This window comes from Streptomyces rectiverticillatus, from assembly GCF_013394065.1.
Classification (GTDB): Bacteria; Actinomycetota; Actinomycetes; order Streptomycetales; family Streptomycetaceae; genus Streptomyces; species Streptomyces rectiverticillatus.
Genome location: NZ_CP040752.1, coordinates 604650 through 624044, shown reverse-complemented (window position 1 = coordinate 624044; position 19395 = coordinate 604650). Strand labels below are relative to the sequence as shown.

General features: G+C 73.3%; 18 protein-coding genes. 14 read left to right on the top strand and 4 right to left on the bottom strand.

All coding sequences use genetic code 11. The features are described from left to right. Positions 1-41: 41 nt before the first annotated feature. Positions 42-386 (bottom strand): PqqD family protein, encoded by a 345-nt coding sequence (locus FGW37_RS02545; RefSeq protein WP_246430225.1) that lies wholly within the window; start codon positions 384-386, stop codon positions 42-44. Between the two features lie 269 nt (positions 387-655). Between FGW37_RS02545 and FGW37_RS02540 the strand changes: the two genes are divergently transcribed. The 4 genes from FGW37_RS02540 to FGW37_RS02525 all read left to right on the top strand — a co-directional run bounded on the left by FGW37_RS02540 (position 656) and on the right by FGW37_RS02525 (position 6067). Next, on the top strand, positions 656-1456 hold the full coding sequence (locus FGW37_RS02540) for an ABC transporter ATP-binding protein (protein ID WP_179079547.1): 801 nt from the start codon (positions 656-658) through the stop codon (positions 1454-1456). After that, the gene (locus FGW37_RS02535; protein WP_179079546.1) at positions 1456-3975 is read left to right on the top strand and encodes an FtsX-like permease family protein; all 2520 of its coding nucleotides are present in this window, start codon (positions 1456-1458) and stop codon (positions 3973-3975) included. Before FGW37_RS02540 ends, FGW37_RS02535 begins: the two co-directional genes overlap by 1 nt. A 164-nt stretch (positions 3976-4139) precedes the next feature. After that, a complete protein-coding gene (locus FGW37_RS02530) occupies positions 4140-5459 on the top strand; it encodes a sensor histidine kinase (RefSeq protein ID WP_179079545.1) in 1320 nt (439 codons plus the stop codon). Beyond that, positions 5423-6067, top strand: coding sequence for a response regulator (locus FGW37_RS02525; RefSeq protein ID WP_058041692.1), 645 nt, complete (start codon positions 5423-5425; stop codon positions 6065-6067). The genes FGW37_RS02530 and FGW37_RS02525 overlap by 37 nt, the downstream gene beginning before the upstream one ends. A 12-nt stretch (positions 6068-6079) precedes the next feature. Here the strand turns inward: FGW37_RS02525 and FGW37_RS02520 are convergent, their stop codons facing one another. Then, positions 6080-6499 carry a hypothetical protein gene (locus tag FGW37_RS02520; RefSeq protein ID WP_179079544.1) on the bottom strand — a complete coding sequence of 140 codons (420 nt, stop codon included), beginning with the start codon at positions 6497-6499 and terminating at the stop codon, positions 6080-6082. Positions 6500-6772: 273 nt separating this feature from the next. On the opposite strand from FGW37_RS02520, the gene FGW37_RS02515 reads away from it, so the two are divergent. Both FGW37_RS02515 and FGW37_RS02510 read left to right on the top strand, forming a co-directional pair. Further along, the gene (locus FGW37_RS02515) at positions 6773-7189 is read left to right on the top strand and encodes a DUF6542 domain-containing protein (protein ID WP_179079543.1); all 417 of its coding nucleotides are present in this window, start codon (positions 6773-6775) and stop codon (positions 7187-7189) included. Further along, complete coding sequence (locus FGW37_RS02510; protein WP_179079542.1) at positions 7182-8552, top strand: LCP family protein; 1371 nt, start codon at positions 7182-7184, stop codon at positions 8550-8552. The genes FGW37_RS02515 and FGW37_RS02510 overlap by 8 nt, the downstream gene beginning before the upstream one ends. Before the next feature lie 48 nt (positions 8553-8600). Here the strand turns inward: FGW37_RS02510 and FGW37_RS02505 are convergent, their stop codons facing one another. Continuing rightward, on the bottom strand, positions 8601-8915 hold the full coding sequence (locus FGW37_RS02505) for a putative quinol monooxygenase (RefSeq protein WP_179079541.1): 315 nt from the start codon (positions 8913-8915) through the stop codon (positions 8601-8603). Between the two features lie 26 nt (positions 8916-8941). Beyond that, a complete protein-coding gene (locus FGW37_RS02500) occupies positions 8942-9949 on the bottom strand; it encodes a hypothetical protein (protein ID WP_179079540.1) in 1008 nt (335 codons plus the stop codon). 260 nt (positions 9950-10209) lie between these two features. On the opposite strand from FGW37_RS02500, the gene FGW37_RS02495 reads away from it, so the two are divergent. The 8 genes from FGW37_RS02495 (at position 10210) to FGW37_RS02460 (ending at position 19390) form a co-directional block, all read left to right on the top strand. Then, on the top strand, positions 10210-11181 hold the full coding sequence (locus FGW37_RS02495; protein WP_179079539.1) for a glycosyltransferase family 2 protein: 972 nt from the start codon (positions 10210-10212) through the stop codon (positions 11179-11181). Beyond that, positions 11181-12554, top strand: coding sequence for an NAD(P)/FAD-dependent oxidoreductase (locus FGW37_RS02490; RefSeq protein WP_179084461.1), 1374 nt, complete (start codon positions 11181-11183; stop codon positions 12552-12554). Before FGW37_RS02495 ends, FGW37_RS02490 begins: the two co-directional genes overlap by 1 nt. A 35-nt stretch (positions 12555-12589) precedes the next feature. Continuing rightward, positions 12590-14005 (top strand): aspartate aminotransferase family protein, encoded by a 1416-nt coding sequence (locus tag FGW37_RS02485; RefSeq protein WP_179079538.1) that lies wholly within the window; start codon positions 12590-12592, stop codon positions 14003-14005. Continuing rightward, a complete protein-coding gene (locus FGW37_RS02480) occupies positions 14002-14370 on the top strand; it encodes a hypothetical protein (RefSeq protein ID WP_179079537.1) in 369 nt (122 codons plus the stop codon). Before FGW37_RS02485 ends, FGW37_RS02480 begins: the two co-directional genes overlap by 4 nt. Next, positions 14367-15857 carry an FAD-dependent oxidoreductase gene (locus FGW37_RS02475; protein WP_179079536.1) on the top strand — a complete coding sequence of 497 codons (1491 nt, stop codon included), beginning with the start codon at positions 14367-14369 and terminating at the stop codon, positions 15855-15857. The genes FGW37_RS02480 and FGW37_RS02475 overlap by 4 nt, the downstream gene beginning before the upstream one ends. A gap of 59 nt (positions 15858-15916) precedes the next feature. Further along, complete coding sequence (locus FGW37_RS02470) at positions 15917-17095, top strand: MFS transporter (protein ID WP_179084460.1); 1179 nt, start codon at positions 15917-15919, stop codon at positions 17093-17095. A gap of 116 nt (positions 17096-17211) precedes the next feature. Continuing rightward, positions 17212-17628 (top strand): hypothetical protein, encoded by a 417-nt coding sequence (locus tag FGW37_RS02465; RefSeq protein WP_179079535.1) that lies wholly within the window; start codon positions 17212-17214, stop codon positions 17626-17628. A gap of 154 nt (positions 17629-17782) precedes the next feature. Beyond that, a complete protein-coding gene (locus FGW37_RS02460) occupies positions 17783-19390 on the top strand; it encodes a M48 family metalloprotease (RefSeq protein ID WP_179079534.1) in 1608 nt (535 codons plus the stop codon). Positions 19391-19395: the final 5 nt, after the last annotated feature.

Sequence of the window (19395 nt, the reverse complement as noted above, 5' to 3'; positions counted from 1 at the left end):
CGGCACCGCGATCCGCGGTGCCGGACCAACGCCGGTGTGCGTCAGCGCGGCCGGAGCGTCAGCAGGCCCGCGGCCAGGAACTCGCCCACCCATCCGTTGAGTTCGGCGCGGATCCCTTCCTCGTCGCCGCCCCGCAGCGGGGCGAGCTCCGCTGCCGCACGCCCGGGGTCCCAGTCGTTCTGCTGCAGGGCGATCCACATCGACGTGCCCAGCGGCCCGCACCGGTGCCGGATGCCCGTGCGCGGCGAGAACAGGTCCAGCCGGCCGTCGGGCAGGACCCTGGCCATCAGATCCGGCTCGGCCCGTAAGCCCTCCACCGCCGTCTTCTCCGGCGGCTGTTCACCGCCGAGGCGGCGGGCCGTTCGGCGAATCGAATGCAACACCATGGATCCTCCCGGCTGGGACGCAACCTGGACGGGCGCCCTCGTGGGTCCGCACCGCCCGTGCGGCGGCCCGCATCGCTGTCGACGCTACAGACGGTCGCCTCCCGGCGGAACCGGGCTGACTGAACCGGAAGAAGGAGGAAACGGGTGCCGGGAGGTGGAGAAACCTCTACTCCCAAGACACCCTTCAGCGTCATTCTTTCGAACCCGCCCGGCTCCTAGCGTTGTTTGCAGATCACGCGGGGTGCGTGACAGTCCGGTGGGGGGTCTCGGTGCACACACGAGAAGACGTGCGATCAACGACGGCAGTGCGGCTGGAAGCGGTCCGGAAGATCTACGGCAAGGGCGACAACGAGGTGGCCGCGCTCAAGGAATTGAGCATGTCCTTCGGCACCGGCACCTTCACCGCCGTGATGGGCCCGTCGGGCTCCGGGAAGAGCACCTTCCTGCACTGCGCCGCGGGCCTCGACCAGCCCACGTCGGGCTCGGTGACGGTCGGCGACGTGGACCTCGCCGGGCTGGACGAGGTGCAGCTGACCAAGCTGCGCCGCGACCGCATCGGCTTCATCTTCCAGTCCTTCAACCTGCTGCCCGCGCTGACCGTGATGCAGAACATCATGCTGCCGCTGAAGCTCGCCGGTAAGCGCCCGAACAAGAACCAGATCCTCATGGTGGTCAACCGGGTCGGCCTGGCCGAGCGGATCAACCACCTGCCGGGCCAGCTCTCCGGCGGCCAGCAGCAGCGCGTGGCCATCGCCCGCGCCCTGGTCACCCGGCCCGACGTCATCTTCGCCGACGAGCCCACCGGCGCCCTGGACACCCGGACCGCCGCCGCGGTGCTCGCCCTGCTGCGCGAGTCGGTCTCCGCCATCGGCCAGACCCTGGTGATGGTCACCCACGACCCCGTGGCCGCCTCGTACGCCGACCGCGTGGTCTTCCTCGCGGACGGACGGTTCGTCGGCGAGCTGCACCGGCCGACCGCCGAAGCGGTCGCCGCCCGGATGACGCGCCTGGGCGCCTGGGACGACGAGACCCGCGAGCCGTCCGCGACGGTGGCCGGAGGTCTGCACTGATGTGGGCCCTGGTCTTCCGTACGCTGAAGTTCCGTAAGACGGGGTTCATCGCCACCTTCCTCGCGATGTTCCTCGGCGCCGCGATCGTCATGGGCTGCGGCGGTCTCCTCGAGACCGGCATCCGGATGGCCGCACCGCCGCAGCGGCTCGCCGCCGCACCGATCGTGGTGACGGGCCAGCAGAAGCACGACGGCACCGCGCTCAGCGAGCGCAACCGCATCGACCCCGCCCTGCTCGACACCGTCCGCTCGGTGCCCGGGGTCCGGCAGGCCGTCGCCGACGTGTCCTTTCCCGCGACCGTGCTCACCGGCGGGAAGCCGGTCGCCGGCGGCTCCGGTTCCGCCGGGCACAACTGGGACAGCGCCCGGCTGACCCCGTACGCCCTCACGCAGGGCGCGGCCCCCGCCCGCAACGGCGAGGTCGTCCTCGACTCCGGCCTGGCCGCCCGCTCGGGAGCCTCCGTCGGCTCGAGCGTCGACCTGGCCGCACACGGCACCACCCGGAAGTACGTGGTCACCGGCGTCGTGGAGAGCAAGGGCGGCAGCAGCACGGATCCGGCCGTGTTCTTCTCCGGCGCCGAGGCCCTGCGGCTGGCCGCGACCGACGGGAAGATCGACTCCATCGGCGTGCTGCCCGCGCCGGGCACGAGCACGGCCGCACTCGGCAAGGCCGTCGAGGCCGAAGTGGGGGACGGCGCCATCGTCCTCACCGGCGAGCGGCGGGGTCTCGCCGAACTGCCCGGCACCATGGCCAGCCAGAAGACGGTCACCATCCTGGCGTCGATCTTCGGCAGCTGGGCGATCCTCATCGTGATGTTCGGCGTGGCCTCCACCCTGGGGCTGTCGCTGCAGCAGCGCCAGCACGAGATGGCCCTGCTCCGCGCCATCGGCACCACCTCCCGGCAGGTGCGCCGGATGATCCTCGGCGAGACCGCCGTGCTGTCGGTGCTGGCCACCGCCCTGGCGATCCTGCCCGGCCGGTACCTCGGCGAGCTGCTCTACGGCCAGCTGACCGGACACGGTGTCGTGTCGGACGCGGTCGCCTTCCGCGAGGGCTGGATCCCGGTCGCCGTCGGCGCGGTCGCCGCCGTCGCCGCGGCCCTGGGCGCGACGCTCTTCGCCGGGCGGCGCGCCGCGCGGACCAAGCCCGTCGCCGCGCTCGCCGAGAGCGCGACGCAGACCCGCTGGTTCACCGTCCCCCGGCTGCTGCTCGCCCTGTTCTTCTTCGCCAACGGCATCATCCTGTCGATCGTCACGGCCACGGTGATGGACGACGGGCCGTCCCTCGCGAGCACCGCCGGCCCCGCGTCCGTCCTCTTCGCCATCGGCCTCGCCCTGCTGGCCCCCGGCATCACCAAGGGGATCGTGACCGTGCTGCGCCTGCCGGTCCGGCTGCTGACGGGGCTCTCCGGCGAACTCGCCCTGCACAACGCGGCGACGCGCAACGTCCGCATGGCGGGCGCCGTCGCCCCGATCATCCTGCTGATCGGCATCGCCACCGGCACCCTGTACATGCAGTCGACGGAGGACAGCGTCTCCGCACGCGGCTACGCCGAGAACGTGCTCGCCGACTACGTGATCGACTCGTCGGCCGGGGGCTTCGGCCCGGGCGTCGTCGAACAGGTCCGTGCCGTCCCCGGGGTGGCCGGCGCCTCCGAGCTGGTCTCCTCGGACGGACAGGCCGGCAAGAACGGCGGCTCCGGCATCGCCCTGCGCGGCGTCTCCGCCGCCGACGCGGACAAGACCCTCGCGGTCAGCCCCGTCTCCGGATCGCTCGACGGACTGCAGGGCAACACCGTGGCCCTGTCGGACAAGCAGGCGCAGAAGTTCGGCGTCCGCGTCGGGGACACGCTGCCGGTGCGCCTCGGCGACGGCACCCGCACCGACCCGAAGGTCGTCGCGCTCTTCCCCGACAACCCCAAGCAGCAGTACCTCCTGCTGCCGTCCGCGGTCCTAGCCCCGCACACGACCGCCGGTCTGCCCGGGCAGATCCTGGTCCGGGCAGACGCCGACGCCGACCGTGGCGCCCTCCAGGAGAAGCTCGACCGGCTCGCGGCCGCCCAGCCCGGCGCCGAGGTGGCCGGACGCGCCACGCTGACGAGCCAGAACAACCAGATCCAGCAGATCCTGGTCTCGGCGAACTACACGATCGTCGCCATGATCGTCGGCTATGCGGCGATCACCGTGATCAACGCCCTGGTGGCGGTGACCCGGCAGCGCAACCGGGAGTTCGGCCTCCAGCGGCTGACCGGCGCCACCCGCGGCCAGGTGATCGGCATGCTGAGCGTCGAAGGCGGCCTGGTCGCCGTCATCGGCACCGTGCTCGGCACCGTCGCCGCCGCCACGACCATCGTCCCGTACAGCCTCGTCAAGAACGGCACCCCGATGCCCGAGGGATCCATCGGCATCTACCTGGCGATCATCGGGGGAGCCCTCGTCCTCATCTTCGGCGCGACGCTGGTGCCGTCCTGGCGCGGCATGCGCACCCCGCCGATCGAGACGGTGGCCAAGCCCGCCTGACCGGACGGCGGCCGGCCGGCCGCCGTTCCCCACGGACGTCTTTCCCGGGCGGTGCCCCCGTAGCCGCCCGGGAAAGACCCGTCTCCAACGGGCGCCCCGCATAGGCACATTGTGGGCACGAGCCGGGTTCACCTAGCATGCGGATACCGAGACCACCTATCCTGATGAGGACGACCGGGACCTTGACCGACGCTCTCGGCGCATGGCGCGCCCGGGCCCGCCGCGCGGGCGCCGACACGGTGGTCGGAGCGGCGATCGCGGCCGGATCGATGGCGGCCCTGGGACTCTTCCTCGTCACCGTCTACTTCGTGATCCTCTTCGTCATCGGCATCGGCGCCGTCGCGCTGCCGATCGTCACCAAGGGCGTCCGGTGGCTGTGCAACCTCAACCGCCGCGCCGCCGGCCGGGCGGGCGTCCCGGTCGCCGTCCCCTACCACCCGGAGCCCCAGGAGTTCGAGAAGGACATCGTCGGGTGGATGCGCCGCTGCAAGTGGATCCTCACCGACCCCGCCACCTGGCGCGACCTGCTGTGGCTGCTCCTCGATACCGCGGCCGGGATGATCGGCCTCGTGCCGGCCGCCGTCCTCTACTACGCCCTGGAAGGGCTCGCGGTGGGCGCCGGCCTCTGGCAGCCCATCCTCGACGCGAACGGCAGCGGCCGGTGGTACTGCTTCATCACCGTCGACAGCTGGCCGAGCGCCCTCCTGGCCCTCGCGGCCGCGGGCGGCCTGCTGGCCGCCTGGCTGTGGGTGAGCCGGCCGGCCCTCAAGGCGCACGCCTACTTCACCCGCTTCCTCCTCGGCCCGGCCGAGCGCACCGTGCTCGCCTCCCGCGTACGGCACCTGGCCGAGACCCGGAGCACCGCGCTGGACACGCAGGCGGCCGAGCTCCGCCGCATCGAACGGGACCTCCATGACGGCGCCCAGGCCAGGCTCGTGGGCCTCGGCTTCACCCTCGGGGCGGTCGAGCGCACCATGGACCGCAAGCCGGAGGAGGCGCGGCGGCTGCTGCGCGAGGCACGCGAGTCCTCCGTCCTCGCCCTCAGGGAGCTGCGCGACCTCGTCCGCGGCATCCACCCGCCCGTGCTCGCCGAGCGCGGCCTCGCCGACGCCGTGCGCGCCCTGGGCATCGACAGCCCGCTCGAGGTCGCGGTGGAGGCGGACGTCCCCGGCCCGCTGCCGGCGCCGGTCGAGTCCGCCGTGTACTTCTCCGTGTCGGAGCTCCTGACCAACGCCCTGAAGCACTCCGGGGCGGACCGCGTCGAGATCGTGCTCCGGCACGAGGGGGACGTGCTGCACGCCCGCGTCGCCGACGACGGCCGCGGCGGCGCCGACGTCGGCGGGGGCACCGGGCTGCACGGCATCCGCCGCCGCCTGGCCACTTTTGACGGAACCCTGGACATCAGCAGCCCCGTGGGCGGTCCGACCGTGACGAAAATGGAGATACCGTGCGCGTTGTCCTCGCCGAAGACCTCTTCCTCCTGAGGCAGGGGCTCATCCAGCTCCTGGAGGCCTACGACTTCGAGGTCGTTGCCGCCGTGGACAACGGCCGGGACCTGTCCGCGGCCCTCGCCGAGCACCGGCCCGACATCGCGATCGTGGACGTGCGGCTCCCCCCGACGTTCACCACCGAGGGCCTCCAGGCCGCGCTGCAGGCCCGCCGCGACATCCCGGGGCTGCCGATCCTCGTGCTCTCCCAGAACGTCGAGCAGATGTACGCCAGGGAGCTGCTGGCCGACGGCACCGGCGGCATCGGCTATCTGCTGAAGGACAGCATCTTCGACAACGACCAGTTCATCGACGCCATCAGCCGGGTGGCGGCCGGGGGCACCGCCATGGACCCCGCGGTGGTCGCCCAGCTGATGGTCAGCCATGCGCGCGACGAGCCCCTCGGCGCCCTCACGGCGCGCGAACGGCACGTCCTGGAGCTCATGGCCGAGGGCTGCTCCAACATGGCCATCGCGCAGCGCCTGACCATCAGCGAGGGCGCGGCGGCCAAGCACATCTCCAACATCTTCGCCAAGCTCATGCTGCCGCAGGACAGCGACAGCAACCGCCGCGTCCTCGCCGTCCTGGCCTATCTCAACGCCTGACCGGCCGTGCCGTCAGTGAATGCGGACCATCCGGACCGGTGAGCTGCGCACCACGTCCGGATGCGGGTCCCCCGGTGCGTCCAGGCCGTAGAGCACGCCCCGGAGCTGCAGCGCGCCCCGGTGCCGTGCCCGCACCCTCGCCTCGACCGTCGCCCCGGAGCCGGAGGACACCGTCCGGCCGCAGCCGGCCGTGTGCCAGGCGGCCGCGCCGAGCGCCCGCTCCTGGACGCAGGCGCGCAGGTACCGCACCCCGTCGTCGTCGCCGTCCCCGCTGATGCGCAGGGCCTGCCCGGCGCGGACGGGACGGCCGGGGGCGGTGATCGCCATCGCCCCCTCGGCGGTCGCGGGGGCCGCGGCGAGGGAGAGCGCGGCGACGCCGAGGAGCGCCGCCGCGGCGGCGCGGGGGAGGAGGCGCTCGGGGTCGAGTGTCATGGCCCACCCTTCTGCGATCCGGTCGTTCACATGGAATTTTTCCGGGGAATTCATATTTTCCGCGCCAACTCCCCTTTGAACCACTGTTATTGGTACGGTCCGGGCGAATGAGACGATACGTTCCCGGGAGGCGCCGGCCGTGGACACTTCGCCCTCTCCGGCCCCGCGCCCGGCACCCGTGCGGCAGTCCGGAAATAACACTTGCTATATTGCGCAACTGTGAAAGTTGCGAGGTCGTCGCGGGCGCGGCGGCCGGACCGATGGGGAGCACGTATGGGCCGTAGGCGGACCGAGACGCCAGGGAAGCGGACGCGACGGGCCGGCACGGCACTGTTCGTTCCGGGAGCGGTGCTCCTGGCCGGCGCCGTGGCGGACGAAGCGGGCGGGGCCGGCCTCGGCCGGGTCTTCGCCCTCTCCGCCGCGGCCGCCGCCGCCCTCGCCGCGGTGCTGTGCGCCCGCGCCCACGCGTGGTGGGTGCTCGCCGCACCGCCCCTGGTGATCGCGGCGGTGGCCGTCGGCGCCCAGCTGGTCGCGGCCCCGGCCGGCCCGGGCGGCGGTACCCTCGCCGCGGCGGCGCACTGGGCCCTCGACACGTTCCCCGCCATGGCGGCGGCGGGGGCCTCGGCGGCCCTCGTCCTGGCCGTGCGCACCTTCCGCCCCGGCCGCGGAAGGCGGGCCTGCCATGCGTGAGCCGTACCGCCGCGACCCCTACCGGCCCGACGGCCGGACCCGCTCCCCGGGCACCGGCCGCGCCCGCCCGGCCACGCGCCCGGCACCCCGCAGGCGCCGCGCCGGGCGCCCCCTGCGGCCCGGCCGCGCGGTCCGCATCGCGATCTGCCTCACCTCGGCCGCCGTCATGCTGACCAGCGGCGTCGGCTGGTGCGCGTACCACTGGCTGGATCGCGGGGTGAACACCTCCAGCGCCCTGGACGCCCTGCGCGACGGCGCACCGCGGGGGCGCGGCGACGCGGTGAACCTGCTCCTGATCGGCCTGGACAGCCGCAAGGACATGAACGGCAACGACCTGCCCAAGGAGTTCGTCCAGGACGAACTGCACGCCGGCTCCAGCGACATCGGCGGCTACAACACCAACACCCTGATCCTCATGCACATCCCGGCCGGCGGCGGCAAGGTGACGGCCTTCTCGATACCGCGCGACGACTACGTCGAGATCGCGGGCGGGCGCGGCGAGCACAAGATCAAGGAGGCGTACGGGATCGCCAAGGCCGAGGCCGAGGAGAAGCTGTCCGCCCGCGGTGTCAAGGGCGCCGAGCTGGAGCACCGCGGCCGCGAAGCGGGCCGCGAGGCCACCCTGGCCACGGTCCAGAGCTTCCTCGGCGTGCCCATCGACCACTTCGCCGAGCTCAACCTGCTCGGCTTCTACGACATCGCCAAGGTGGTCCAGCCCGTGCAGGTCTGCCTCAAGCACCCCGTGCGCGACCGGTACTCCGGCGCGGACTTCCCCGCCGGGCTGCAGGAGCTCGACGCCCGCCAGGCGCTGGCCTTCGTGCGGCAGCGGCACGGCCTGGCCGGCGGCGACCTCGACCGCACCCACCGCCAGCAGGCGTTCTTGTCGTCGGTCACGCACAAGCTCAAGGAACAGGGCGTGTGGAGCGACTTCGGCAAGCTGCAGGGGCTGTTCGACGTGATCAAGAAGGACGTCGTCATCGACAACCGCTGGAACATCCTCGACTTCGCCCGGCAGGCCCCCAACCTCACCGGGGGAAACGCCGAGTTCCACACGCTGCCCATCGAAGGGTTCGCCACCCGCAAGGGGGAGGCGGTCAACCTCGTCGACGCGGAGAAGGTCAGGTCCCTGGTCCGGGCGATGACCGGGCAGAAGGAGGGGCGGAAGGCGGGTCAGGGCGACGGTGGGCAGGTCGCGGGCCCGCAGCACCGGGGCGACGGCCCGGGCGGCTCGAAGGCGCCGGGAGGCGGCGGTGGCGGTGGTGGCGGTGGTGGCGACGCCAAGGGCGGCGGCTCAGCCCCCGTCTCCTCCGACTCCTTCCAGGGCCCGCCGGTGAAGATGGGCGGCGTCCCCTGCGTCGACTGACCCCTCGGGGCGCGCGCCTGCCCCCCTGGCTTGTTCCGGCGAGCGCGCCTACGCCCTCCCCTTGCTGACGACGAGAATCCGCTCGTAGTGCTTCATCTCCTCGATGTCGTCCACGAACGGGCGGATCTCGGCGAAGAACGGCCGGAAGTGCGGCCCTTCCCGGAACCCGTGTTCGTGGTCGTGCACGGACGTCCACTCGATCCGCAGGACGAACCGCTCCGGCTCCTCCACCCCGTGCGCGAGCTCGTAGCCCAGGCACTGCGGGGCCGCGTACAGGTGCTCGGCGGCGGCCGCGTAGGCCTTCTCGAAGGCGGCGCGCCGCTCGGGATCGCCGATGCGGTAGCGGATGTACTCGACGGTCACGGGGTCTCCTCTTGCCGCGCCGTGCGTCAGCTGCCGAAGCCGACGTGCACGTGGTCGTGATGGGTGTCGTCGGAGAAGAACGGCCGCCCCGGGCTCCCCCCGGCCGGGAGGACCGGGCCCCCGACGTTGTACGAGCCGGAAGCAGCGGCGTCGCGCATGAACGCCTCGATCAGCGCGCGCGGCGTCGCCCGGTCGACCACCGCCCGGTCGTCGATCCGCCACACGTCGAACGCCCGGCCCGGCGGGTGGTCGCTGGGCCGGTCGGTGCCGAAGACGTTCTGCGGATGACCGGAGCGCACGATGCTGACGTCGTAGCGGTAGCGCTCCGCCAGCTTCAGCATCGATCGGAGCACGCCGGCGTGCACGCCCCCGTTGCGGATGTCGGCTTCGGCGGCCGCGGGCAGCCGGATCCGGCGCTCGGCCAGCACCCGGCGCGCCGCCTCCGGCAGCGAACGGGCGGCGGGGCCCGGATCGGCCGGGTGCAGCTCGCCCACCGACCAGGGGGCCCCGGCCGTCGCGCCCTGCGCGAGGCGTACGTCCACGGTCGTCCCGCCCGTCACCACGGGCCCGCCGCCCTTGCGCGTCCACTGCCGGCACGTCACCAGCACGCTCGCGGAGTCCGCCAGGATCCCGCCGTACTGGGCGTCGATCACCTGCACGACGGCCTCGTCCGCTCCGGAGAGCAGCGGGCCGGCCTGCCCGGCGAGCGCGGGCGGCAGCCCGAGCGCCCTCACCCGCTCCCGCGCCTTCTCCGTGCCCCCGGCGCCGCGCCCCCAGGTGCCCAGGGCCTCGACCAGCCGGACGGCGCGCAGCTTCACGTCGGGCCGGATGTCCGCGGGGGCGGGGCGCCAGGCCGCGGGGCGGGGGAGGCCGGCGGCCGGTGACGGCGGGCTGCTGCCCATGGTGTTGCGCGGGGGCGCGGTCCCGCACCCGGCCACACCGAGGACGAGCCCCGCGGCTCCCGCGAGGACGGCCCGGCGGCCCGTCCCCACGGGGCTCGTGGCGGCGGCTGCGGGGCGCGGGTCGCAGGGCATGTGCCGTTCCTCCTCCAGGCTGCGTCCGGCCGGGGCCTGGCTTTAAGTCTCGGGCCCGGCCGCGGGCGCCGCATCCGGCACTGCGCCACCCGGGAAATACGCTCCGGCAGCGACGATTCACCGGCCCGGAGCCGGGTCGCGGGGATCTTGCCCGCCCGCTCCGCCGTCGGCTACCGTCGATTGGTGCAAGGGGAAAGTATCTGAATGCGCGGCAGAAAAGACAGCATGGCGACAACCGGCTCCCGGCACAGGAGAGGCCTATGCCCGCCAGCCAGACCAGTACTCCGTCCCCCACGACACAGCTGATCAGCGTCGTTCTCCCCTGTTACAACGAAGAAGCGGTCCTCGGCACCACCCACGACCGCATCGCCCGCGCCCTGCGCCCCGCGGAAGGCGTCCGCTACGAGGTCATCTACGTGGACGACGGCAGCGCCGACGCCACCTGGAATCTCATCCGCACGTTCACCCGGGAGTCCCCGATGGTGCGCGCGGTCCGGTTCAGCCGGAATTTCGGCCACCAGGCGGCCTGCCTCGGCGGTCTCAAAGAGGCCCGGGGGGATGCGGTCGTCCTCCTCGACGCCGATCTGCAGGACCCTCCCGAAATCATCCCGGAAATGGTGGCCCGCTGGCGCCAGGGCTGGCGCGTGGTGTCCGCACGGCGCACCGCGAGACACGGCGAGACCGTCTTCAAGAACTTATCGGCCTTCGCCTTCTACCGGCTCCTGGACAGGCTCTCCGACCACCCCGTGGCATTCGACACCGGAGACTTCCACCTCCTCGACCGGGAAGTCGTCGACCTGCTCACCGGGCTGACGGACCGGGAGCTCTTCCTGCGCGGCGCCGTCAGCTGGGCGGGCTTTCCCGAGACCGCCATCGAATACCAGCGGGAGCCGCGGGCCGCCGGCACCTCCAAATACACCCTGCCGAAAATGCTCGCCCTCTCCCGCAGCGCCTTCCTCACCAGCGGATCCGCCCTCCCGCTGCGGATTCCCCTCTGTACGGGCTCGGCCTCACTCGCCGGTGCGCTCGTCATGGCGCTGACCCGCCGGGGCCGGCCCAAGGCCCTGCCCCTCGCCCTGTTCGGCGCGCAGTCGCTGGCGGTCGGCGTCGTGGGGGAGTACCTGCACGCCGTCCTGCGGCAGGGGCAGGCCCGGCCCGCCTACGTGATCAGCGAACGGATACGGAGCACGATTCCCGGGGCCGTCCTCGCCTCGGTCGAGGAGGTCGCGTGATGCACACGGACGCCATCGTCGTCGGTGCCGGATTCACCGGCCTGTCCGCCGCCCTGGAGCTCGCGGAGCTCGGCCACTCCGTGCAGCTCCTCGAACGCGACCCCGACATCGGCGGCCTCGCGGGGACCTTCACGGTCGGCGGGCGCCGCCTCGAACGCTTCTACCACCACTGGTTCGCCTCCGACGAGGAAATGCTCCGGCTCTGCGCCCGGCTCGGCATATCCGACCTGATGGAACCCCACCTGACGCGCACCGGCATGTATTACGCCAACTCCGTATACCGCCTGTCAAAACCCCTCGACCTGCTGCGCTTCGCCCCACTGCCCCTTCTCGACCGGCTGCGGCTCGGCCTGCTGACCGTGCGCGCCCAGCGCGTGCGGGACTGGCGCCTGCTGGAGCACCGCACCGCCGAGGAGTGGCTCGTCTCCCTCGGCGGCCGCCGGGTCTACGACGTCGTCTGGCGGCCCCTGCTGGAGGGGAAGTTCGGCGACCACGCCGCGGAGGTCGGCGCCACCTGGATGTGGACCAAGCTGCACCTGCGCGGCGGCAGCCGCACCCGCTCCGGCAGCGAGACCCTCTACTACCTGCGCGGCGGCAGCGACGTCCTGCTCACCGCCCTGCGCAAACGCCTCGCCGACCACGGCGTCGACATCCGCACGGACACCGAGGTCCGGGCCGTCGTCACCGACGGGCGCCGGGTCACCGGCGTGCGCACCGGGGACGGGGAGTTCCACCCCGCCCGCCGGGTCCTGCTCACCGTCGCCCCCGAGCCGGCCGCCGCGATGCTGGAGGAGCAGAGCGAGACCCACCCCTCCGTGCCGCCCCTCCTCCGGCAGCTCCGCAGGATCCGCTACCTGGCCAACATCTGCCTGGTCCTGGAGAACAACCGCCCCCTGTCCGACACCTACTGGCTCAACGTCAACGACCCGTCCTTCCCCTACGTCGGGGTGATCGAGCACACCAACATGGACGACCCGGCCCGCTACGGCGGCCGGCACATCGTCTACCTCTCCAAGTACCTTCCGGCCGACGCCGAGCTGTACCGGATGGACGACGAGCAGGTGTTCGAGCACAGCCTGCCGTACCTGCAGCGGATGTTCCCCGGCTTCGACCGGAGCTGGGTCGACGCCCATCACGTGTGGCGCGCCGAGCACGCCCAGCCCGTCATCACCCCCGGCTACACCCGCGTCATGCCCCCGGTGCAGAGCCGCGTGACCGGCCTCTACCTCGCCGGAATGGCACAGGTCTTCCCCGAGGACCGCGGCACCAACTACGCCGTCCGGGACGGCCGCCGCGCCGGGCGCCTCATCGCCGACCGGCTGCGCACCGAACCCGGCGACCGGCACACCTTCCCCGAGGACACCCATGCCTGAGCACGAGGACCCCCTGCCTGAGCCCGAGGACGCCCATGCCTGAACTCATCTCGCTCGACCAGGCCGAACACCTCGGCATCGACCAGGTCCACGCCCTCTACGAGAAGTACGTCAGCCGCAGCCAGGTCTCGCTCATCGGCTCCTTCGGCTTCGGCCGCGACCTCGTCGACAGCGCCGAAGGGGCCTGGATCACCCTCCGTGACGGCCGGCGCATCCTCGACTTCACCGGCGGCATCGGCGTCCTCAACCACGGCCACAACCACCCGCGCATCCTTGCCGCCCGCGACCGCTTCCGGCAGCGCCGCCGCATGGAGGTCCACAAGAACTACTTCTCGCCCTACATCGCCGCCCTCAGCCACAACCTGGCCGCACTGCTCCCCGGCGACCTCGACATCTGCTACTTCCCCAACTCCGGAGCGGAAGCGGTCGAAGGCGCGGTGAAACTCGCCTACAAATACCACGGCGGGCGGCGCGGCACGGTCCTGCACACCGACATCGCCTTCCACGGCAAACTGCTCGGCGCCGGCAGCCTCACCGCCTCGCCCGAGATCCACTTCGAATTCCCGCGGATCCCCGGGACCGACTCCTTCGCCTTCGGTGACCTCGCCTCCTTCGAACTGGCCCTGGAACGCCACCGCGACACCACGGGGCGCAGCGACGTATACGCCGTCGTCCTCGAACCGTTCAGCGCCTCCGCCCTGCGCGAGAGCCCGCCCGCATTCCTGCGCGAGGTCCGGCGGCTGTGCACCGAGCAGGACATCGTCCTGGTCTTCGACGAGGTGTACACCGGCTGGGGCAAGACCGGCGAGCTCTTCCACTTCATGCACTGCCCGGGCCTCGTCCCCGACGTCCTCGCCATGTCGAAGTCCTTCGGCGGCGGGAAATCCTCCATCTCCGGATACGTGGCCCGTGAACCCGTCTTCCGGAAGGCCTACGACAACCTCGGCGACGCCACCTTGCACAGCACCACCTACTACGGATTCGGCGAGGAGACCGCCACCGCGCTGGAAGCGGTCTCCGTGGCCGTCGAGGAGGACTTCCCCGGCCGCGCCCGCAAACTCGGTCAGCTGCTGTCAGCCGGCCTCGCCCGCATCGCCGAGCGCCACCCCCGCCTCGTGGCCTCCACCACCGGCCGCGGCGCCCTCCACGGCGTCTTCCTGCGGCCCGGCCCGGGCATCCCGGACCGCATCCGCACCGCGCTCCCTGCGGCCGCCCGCGACCCCCAGGCCGTACCCAAGCTGCTCACCGCCGCCGTGATCGCCGCCCTGTACCGCGACCACGGGGTCCTGACCTTCTTCGGCTCCAACCGCGACATCGCCCTCGTCGTCTCACCGCCCCTGGTCGCAGGCGAGGAGGAGACGACCGCCTTCCTGCACGCCCTGGACGCCGTGCTCGCCAAGGGCGCGGCCCGGCTGCTGGCCGCATTCCTCAAAGAGAAGGTGACCGGATGATGCGCGGCGCACTGCGCGCGAGCGGCCTGCGCTCGTACTGGCTGCGGCAGTACGCCTGCCTGGGCGACCCCCGTGCCCGCACCGCCGCCGAGACCCACGTGACCGAGACCCTGAGCACCCTCCCGCTGCCCTACCGGGCCGGCTACGCCCTCGCCCTGCGCCTGCTGCCCGCGGCCTTCTTCCTCGCCACGGGGCGCGGGCTGCGGAGCGCCTCCGCCGCCGAAGGCCGCCGCGGCATGCAACGGCTGGCCGCCCTGCCGGGCTTCGCGGACGTCGTGCGCTCGGGCACCGCGCTCGCCCTGCTCGGCGCGCTCGACGGCCGTCCCGCACAGCAGCCGCCCGCACCCGCGGGGGCGAGCCGGTGAGCCTCCGGTCCTCGCACAGGGCACACCCCTGTGACAGCGACGTCCTCGTCGTGGGGTCCGGCGCCGGCGGCAGCGTCGTCGCGCGGGAGCTGGCGGCCGCCGGGCGGCAGGTGACCGTCCTCGAAGAGGGCCCGCGCGTCGGCACCGACCGCATCGCCGCCGCCACCCCCGCCGAGAACATGCGCCGCCTCTACCGACAGGGCGGGCTGACCCCCGTCTTCGGCACGCCCACCCTCGCCTACGGCGAAGGCCGCTGCGTCGGCGGCACCACCGTCGTCAACGGCGGGCTGCTGTGGGACCCCCCGTCCGCCCTGCTCAACCGCTGGGCAGCCGAAGCCGGCATCGGCGGCTACCGCGCCGCCGACCTCGCCGGGCACCTCGCGGCCGTCGCGCGCCGCCTCGGCGTCGCCGCCCAGCCGCACGGGGACGGCAACCGCGACTCCCGGCTGCTCGCGGCCGGCGCCGAGCGCCTCGGCTGGCGCTGGCAGCCCTCCCGCCGGGCCGTCCCCGGCTGCCTCCACCGCAACCGCTGCACCACCGGCTGCCCCGGCGGCGCCAAGCAGAGCATGGCCGTCAGCTACCTCCCGGAGGCCGAGTCCCACGGCGCGCGCATCGTGCCGGGCACCCGCGTCCTGCGGATCCTGCACGAGGACGGCGAGGTCCGCGGCGTCCTCGCGGCGGGGCCCGGCGGCCGGAGGCTCGTCCACCGCGCCCGGGAGGTCTTCCTCGCCGCGGGTCCCCTGCAGACGCCCGCGCTCATGCAGCGCAGCCGCATCCACCGGGAGACGGCCGGGCACGAGCTCTCCCTGCACGTCAACCTCCGGACCGTCGCCCGCTTCGACGAGCCCGTCCACGCCGACCGGGGCACCATCTTCACCGCACAGGTCCACCAGTTCGCCGACGACGGGGTGCTGATGATGCCGTCGAACCTCACCCGCGGCACGCTCGCCGCCGCCCTCGCCGACCGCCCACCGCGGCTCCTCGACCGGCTGCTCGCCGCCTTCGGCCTGCTCGGTTCCTACACCACGCAGATCCGGCTGCAGGGCAAGGCCCGGCTGCGGGCCGTGCCGCGGGGCGGGCTGCTCCTGCGGCACGGCATGACGTCCGCCGACCACAGCCGGCTGCGCGAGGCGTTCCGGCGCACGAGCGAGCTGCTCTTCGCCGCAGGGGCACGGGAGCTGATCCCGCCCGCAGCCGGAGCCCGCCCCCTGCACACCCCCGCGGAGGCCGGGGAGTTCTGCCGCCGCGTGCGCCCCGCTGACTGGGAACTGGTGTCCGTACACGGCATGGCGTCCGCCCGCATGGGCCTGCCGGAGCGCGGCGGCGTCTGCGACGAGCACGGCCGCCCCCACGGCTTCCGGCGGCTGCGGGTGTGCGACGCCAGTGTCCTGCCCGGCGTCACCGGCATCAGCCCGCAGGGCACCGTCATGGCGTTCGCCCACGAGATCGCCGAACGCTTCCTGAACACCGGGGCGGGGTGCCCGTGACGGACCCGGCCACGCGGGCACCGGCCCCCGCGCAGCACGGCAGCGGGAGCACCGCCCCGATGTTCACCCCGGCCGCCGTCGCCGCCTCCTGCGCCGGCTTCGTCCTCATCGGCGCGCTCCAGTCCCTCTACGGGCCCGCGATCCCCGCCCTGCGCGAGGAGTTCGGCCTGTCGCCCTCCGCCGCGGGGCTGGGGCTCAGCGCCCACTTCGTCGGCGGCGTGAGCGGCGTCCTGCTCTTCAACCGCGTCCACGGGCGCACCGGCAACCGCGTGCTCCTCGGCTCCTCCTACGCGCTGATGGCCCTCGGCAGCGCCGCCTTCGCCTTCGCCCCGCTCTGGCCGGTCGCCCTCGTGGCCGCGCTCGTCACCGGCCTCGGCTTCGGCGGCATCGACTACGGGCTCAACCAGCTGTTCGCCGTCGGCTTCGGACGCCGCAGCACCGCCATGCTCAACGTCCTCAACGCCCACTTCGGCATCGGCGCCGTCGCCGGTCCCGCCCTGATCGGCCTGCTCGGGCCGGACCGCTACCCGGTGGTCTTCCTCGCCTTCGCCGCCCTCGCCGCCTCCCTCGTCCTCTTCCTGAAGGGCGTCGGCGACAAGGACCCGGCCGGCGCGGCCACCCGCACCGGCGGGCCACCGCAGGCACCCGGGCGGCCCGGCCGGGCGGTGCTGCTCCTGGGCGCGTTCGTCCTGCTGTACGTGGTGCACGTGGGCGTCGAGGCGGGCGTCGGCGGCTGGGAGCCCACCCACCTCGAAACCGTCGGCTACGGCACCGCCACGGCCGCCTCCGCGACCTCCGTCTACTGGCTGATGCTCACGGCCGGCCGGTTCCTGGTCGTGCCCCTGGCCGTCCGCCTGACCGAACCGGTGATCGTCGTCGTCAGCTGCGCCGGCATGACGGTCTGCGCGGCGGCGGCCGCCCTGCCGGGCCTCGCCCCCTACGCCTACGCGGGCGTGGGCCTGTTCATCGCGCCGATCTTCCCCACCGCCCTGCCGTGGCTCCACCGCACCGTCCCCACCGCCCGCCGCGCCGCGGCCTACGTGATCGCCGCGTCCATGGTGGGCGGCGTCGCCGCGGGACCCGCGCTGGGCAGGGCGATCGAGCTGTCGGGCGTGCGGGCGGTGCCACTGGTGCTGTGCGGCATGACGGTGGTCTGCGTACTGACCGCCCTGGGGCTCGCCCGGGCCACCCGCTCGCCGCGGCCGGGCGCTCCGCTCGCCCGTGCGAGTGATATATAGCCGACCGGTGACGGTGTAGAGCCGCGGCCGGCCCTGCGGCGCGCGACGATGCCGGGGCGGGGGTTTCGTACGCATCCACCCCGGCCTTGAACCGTTTCCCCTTGCGTGGAGGTGCCGTGTACACCACCGAGCCAGTCGCCAACTCCCTTGCCCCGTCTCCCCAGGAGGACCAGCTGGCCGAGGACTACGCCAGCGTCCTCGGCACCCTCTCCCGCATCGACGAGGCGGTGCGCGAAGGCGCCTGGCAGGGGGTGCGCGACGAACTCGACCAGCTCATCAGCGCCGCCGAGGACATGTGGTCGACCCTGACCGACCCCGACCCCAGCGCGGATGACGCGGACGCCGACCGGCGCCGCTTCCCGGTGACGGCCGACCCCGCCACGGTCCGGCGCCTGGTCACCACCTACGCCGAGCCCTACCCGATCGGCCGCCTCCTCTACCCGTCCAACGGCGCCACCCCGCCCGAGCTCCGCCCCCGCCCCGCCACCGAGGACCCCGCCCTCCACGACGCCCGGCCGGAGGCGTTGACCTGACCCACCGGCATTTCCGGACGACGGCGGCCCCCGCGGGCCGCCGTCGCCGCATTTAAAAACTTTTTGCCGATGTGAAACCCTTTGCGGCATACTGGCCATTCTCCCCCCACCGCATTGACCACCCCCTTTTCCTTTCTGTGTGAGGCCCTGCCCCATGGGCGTCTTTCTGCGTGCCCTGCGTGCACTCGTTCTGCTCGCGGGTTTCTATCTCCTGTGCTTTGCCGTGCTCGGCGTCTTCGCCGGAATCGGCGCCGCCGCTTATTGGCGGGGCGTAAACCCCCTCGCCCTCAAAATCACCGTCGTCCTCGCGCTGCTGGCGTTCCCCGTCGTCCGGGGAATGCTGCTCCTGCGCACACCCAAGGACGACGGCGCGGACGGGCTCTCCGTCAGCGAAGCCCAGCAGCCACGGCTGTGGGCCGCCGTCCGCGAGGTGGCCGGCGCCGCCGGCACCCGCACGCCCGACGAGATCCTCCTCACCGGCGACGTCAACGCCGCCGTCACCGAGAACGCCCGCATGCTCGGGCTCCTGCCCGGCCGCCGCAGGCTCTACCTCGGCACACCCCTGATGACCGGCCTCGACGAGGCACAGCTGCGCGCCGTCCTGGCCCACGAGTTCGGCCACTACGGCCATGCCGACACCCGCCTGTCCGCCATCACCGCCCGCGGCCGCCACGCGATCGCCCGCACCGTGAACGCCTTCACGGAGAAGGCCGAGCAGCAGGCCGAGAAGGAACGGCTGCGGCAGGAGAAGGCCGCCGCCAAGGCCGTGCGCAAGGGCCGGAAGGCCAAGGAGATCGACACCTCCGGCGCCGGGTGGGCCTACCGCCGCATGGGCAAGCTCTTCATCGCCTACGGCCTGTTCGCCCTGCGGGCCACCCGCAGCGACGGCCGCCGCCAGGAGCTCGCCGCCGACCGGCTCGCCGTGCGGATCGCCGGCCGCGACGCCACCGCCTCCGCCCTCCGCGAGACCGCGGTCCTTGCCGCCGCCCACGACTTCTACCTCCGCGGGTACGCCACCTGCGGCATACCCGCCGGCCTCCTGCCCCCGTACGGCCAGTTCCACGGCGGCCTGGCCCGGCTGCTCGCCGAACCCGCCCGCCAGGCGGAGCTCGACGAGCTGCGCCACGACCTCCCCGCGGAGGAGCCCTCCCCCTACGACGCGCACCCGCCGACCGCCGAGCGGATCCGCCTCATCGAGGCCCTGCCCGACGACGGCCGCGGCGGACACCTCGCCGGGCCCGCCCTGACCCTCCTGCACGGCCCGGGGCGCGTCCTCGCCGAGCTCGAAGCGGCCACCCTCACCGAGGAGGCCCTGCACATGCGCCGAGCCGACTGGCCCGAGCTCGTCCACCTGGGCATCCGCGCCCGCCACGAAGCCGACGCCGAGCCCCTGCGGCACGCCCTCGCCCGGGTCACCGGCGGTCACACCGGCCTCCACGCCCTCCTGGACGCGGCCGACCGCGGCGCCCTGTGGCAGATAGCCGCCGGCCTGCCCAAGTCGCGGACGGCCGAGCAGGCCAGTGGCCGGGCCGCACGCGAATTCCTGCGCCCCGCCCTGCTCGACGCCCTCTCCAGCCTTGTGCTGCTGGAGCTCGCCGACGCCCGGATGGCCTGGTGGGAGATGTCCTGGGCCGAGAGCGCGCGACTGCGCCTGCCGGACGGGTACGACACCTGGCTGCAGCCGGCCCTGGAGGCGCTCGCCGCCGACGTCCCGGACACCGCACCCCTGCGCCGGCTGCTGCCGCAGGCCTCACCCGCCTGACACCC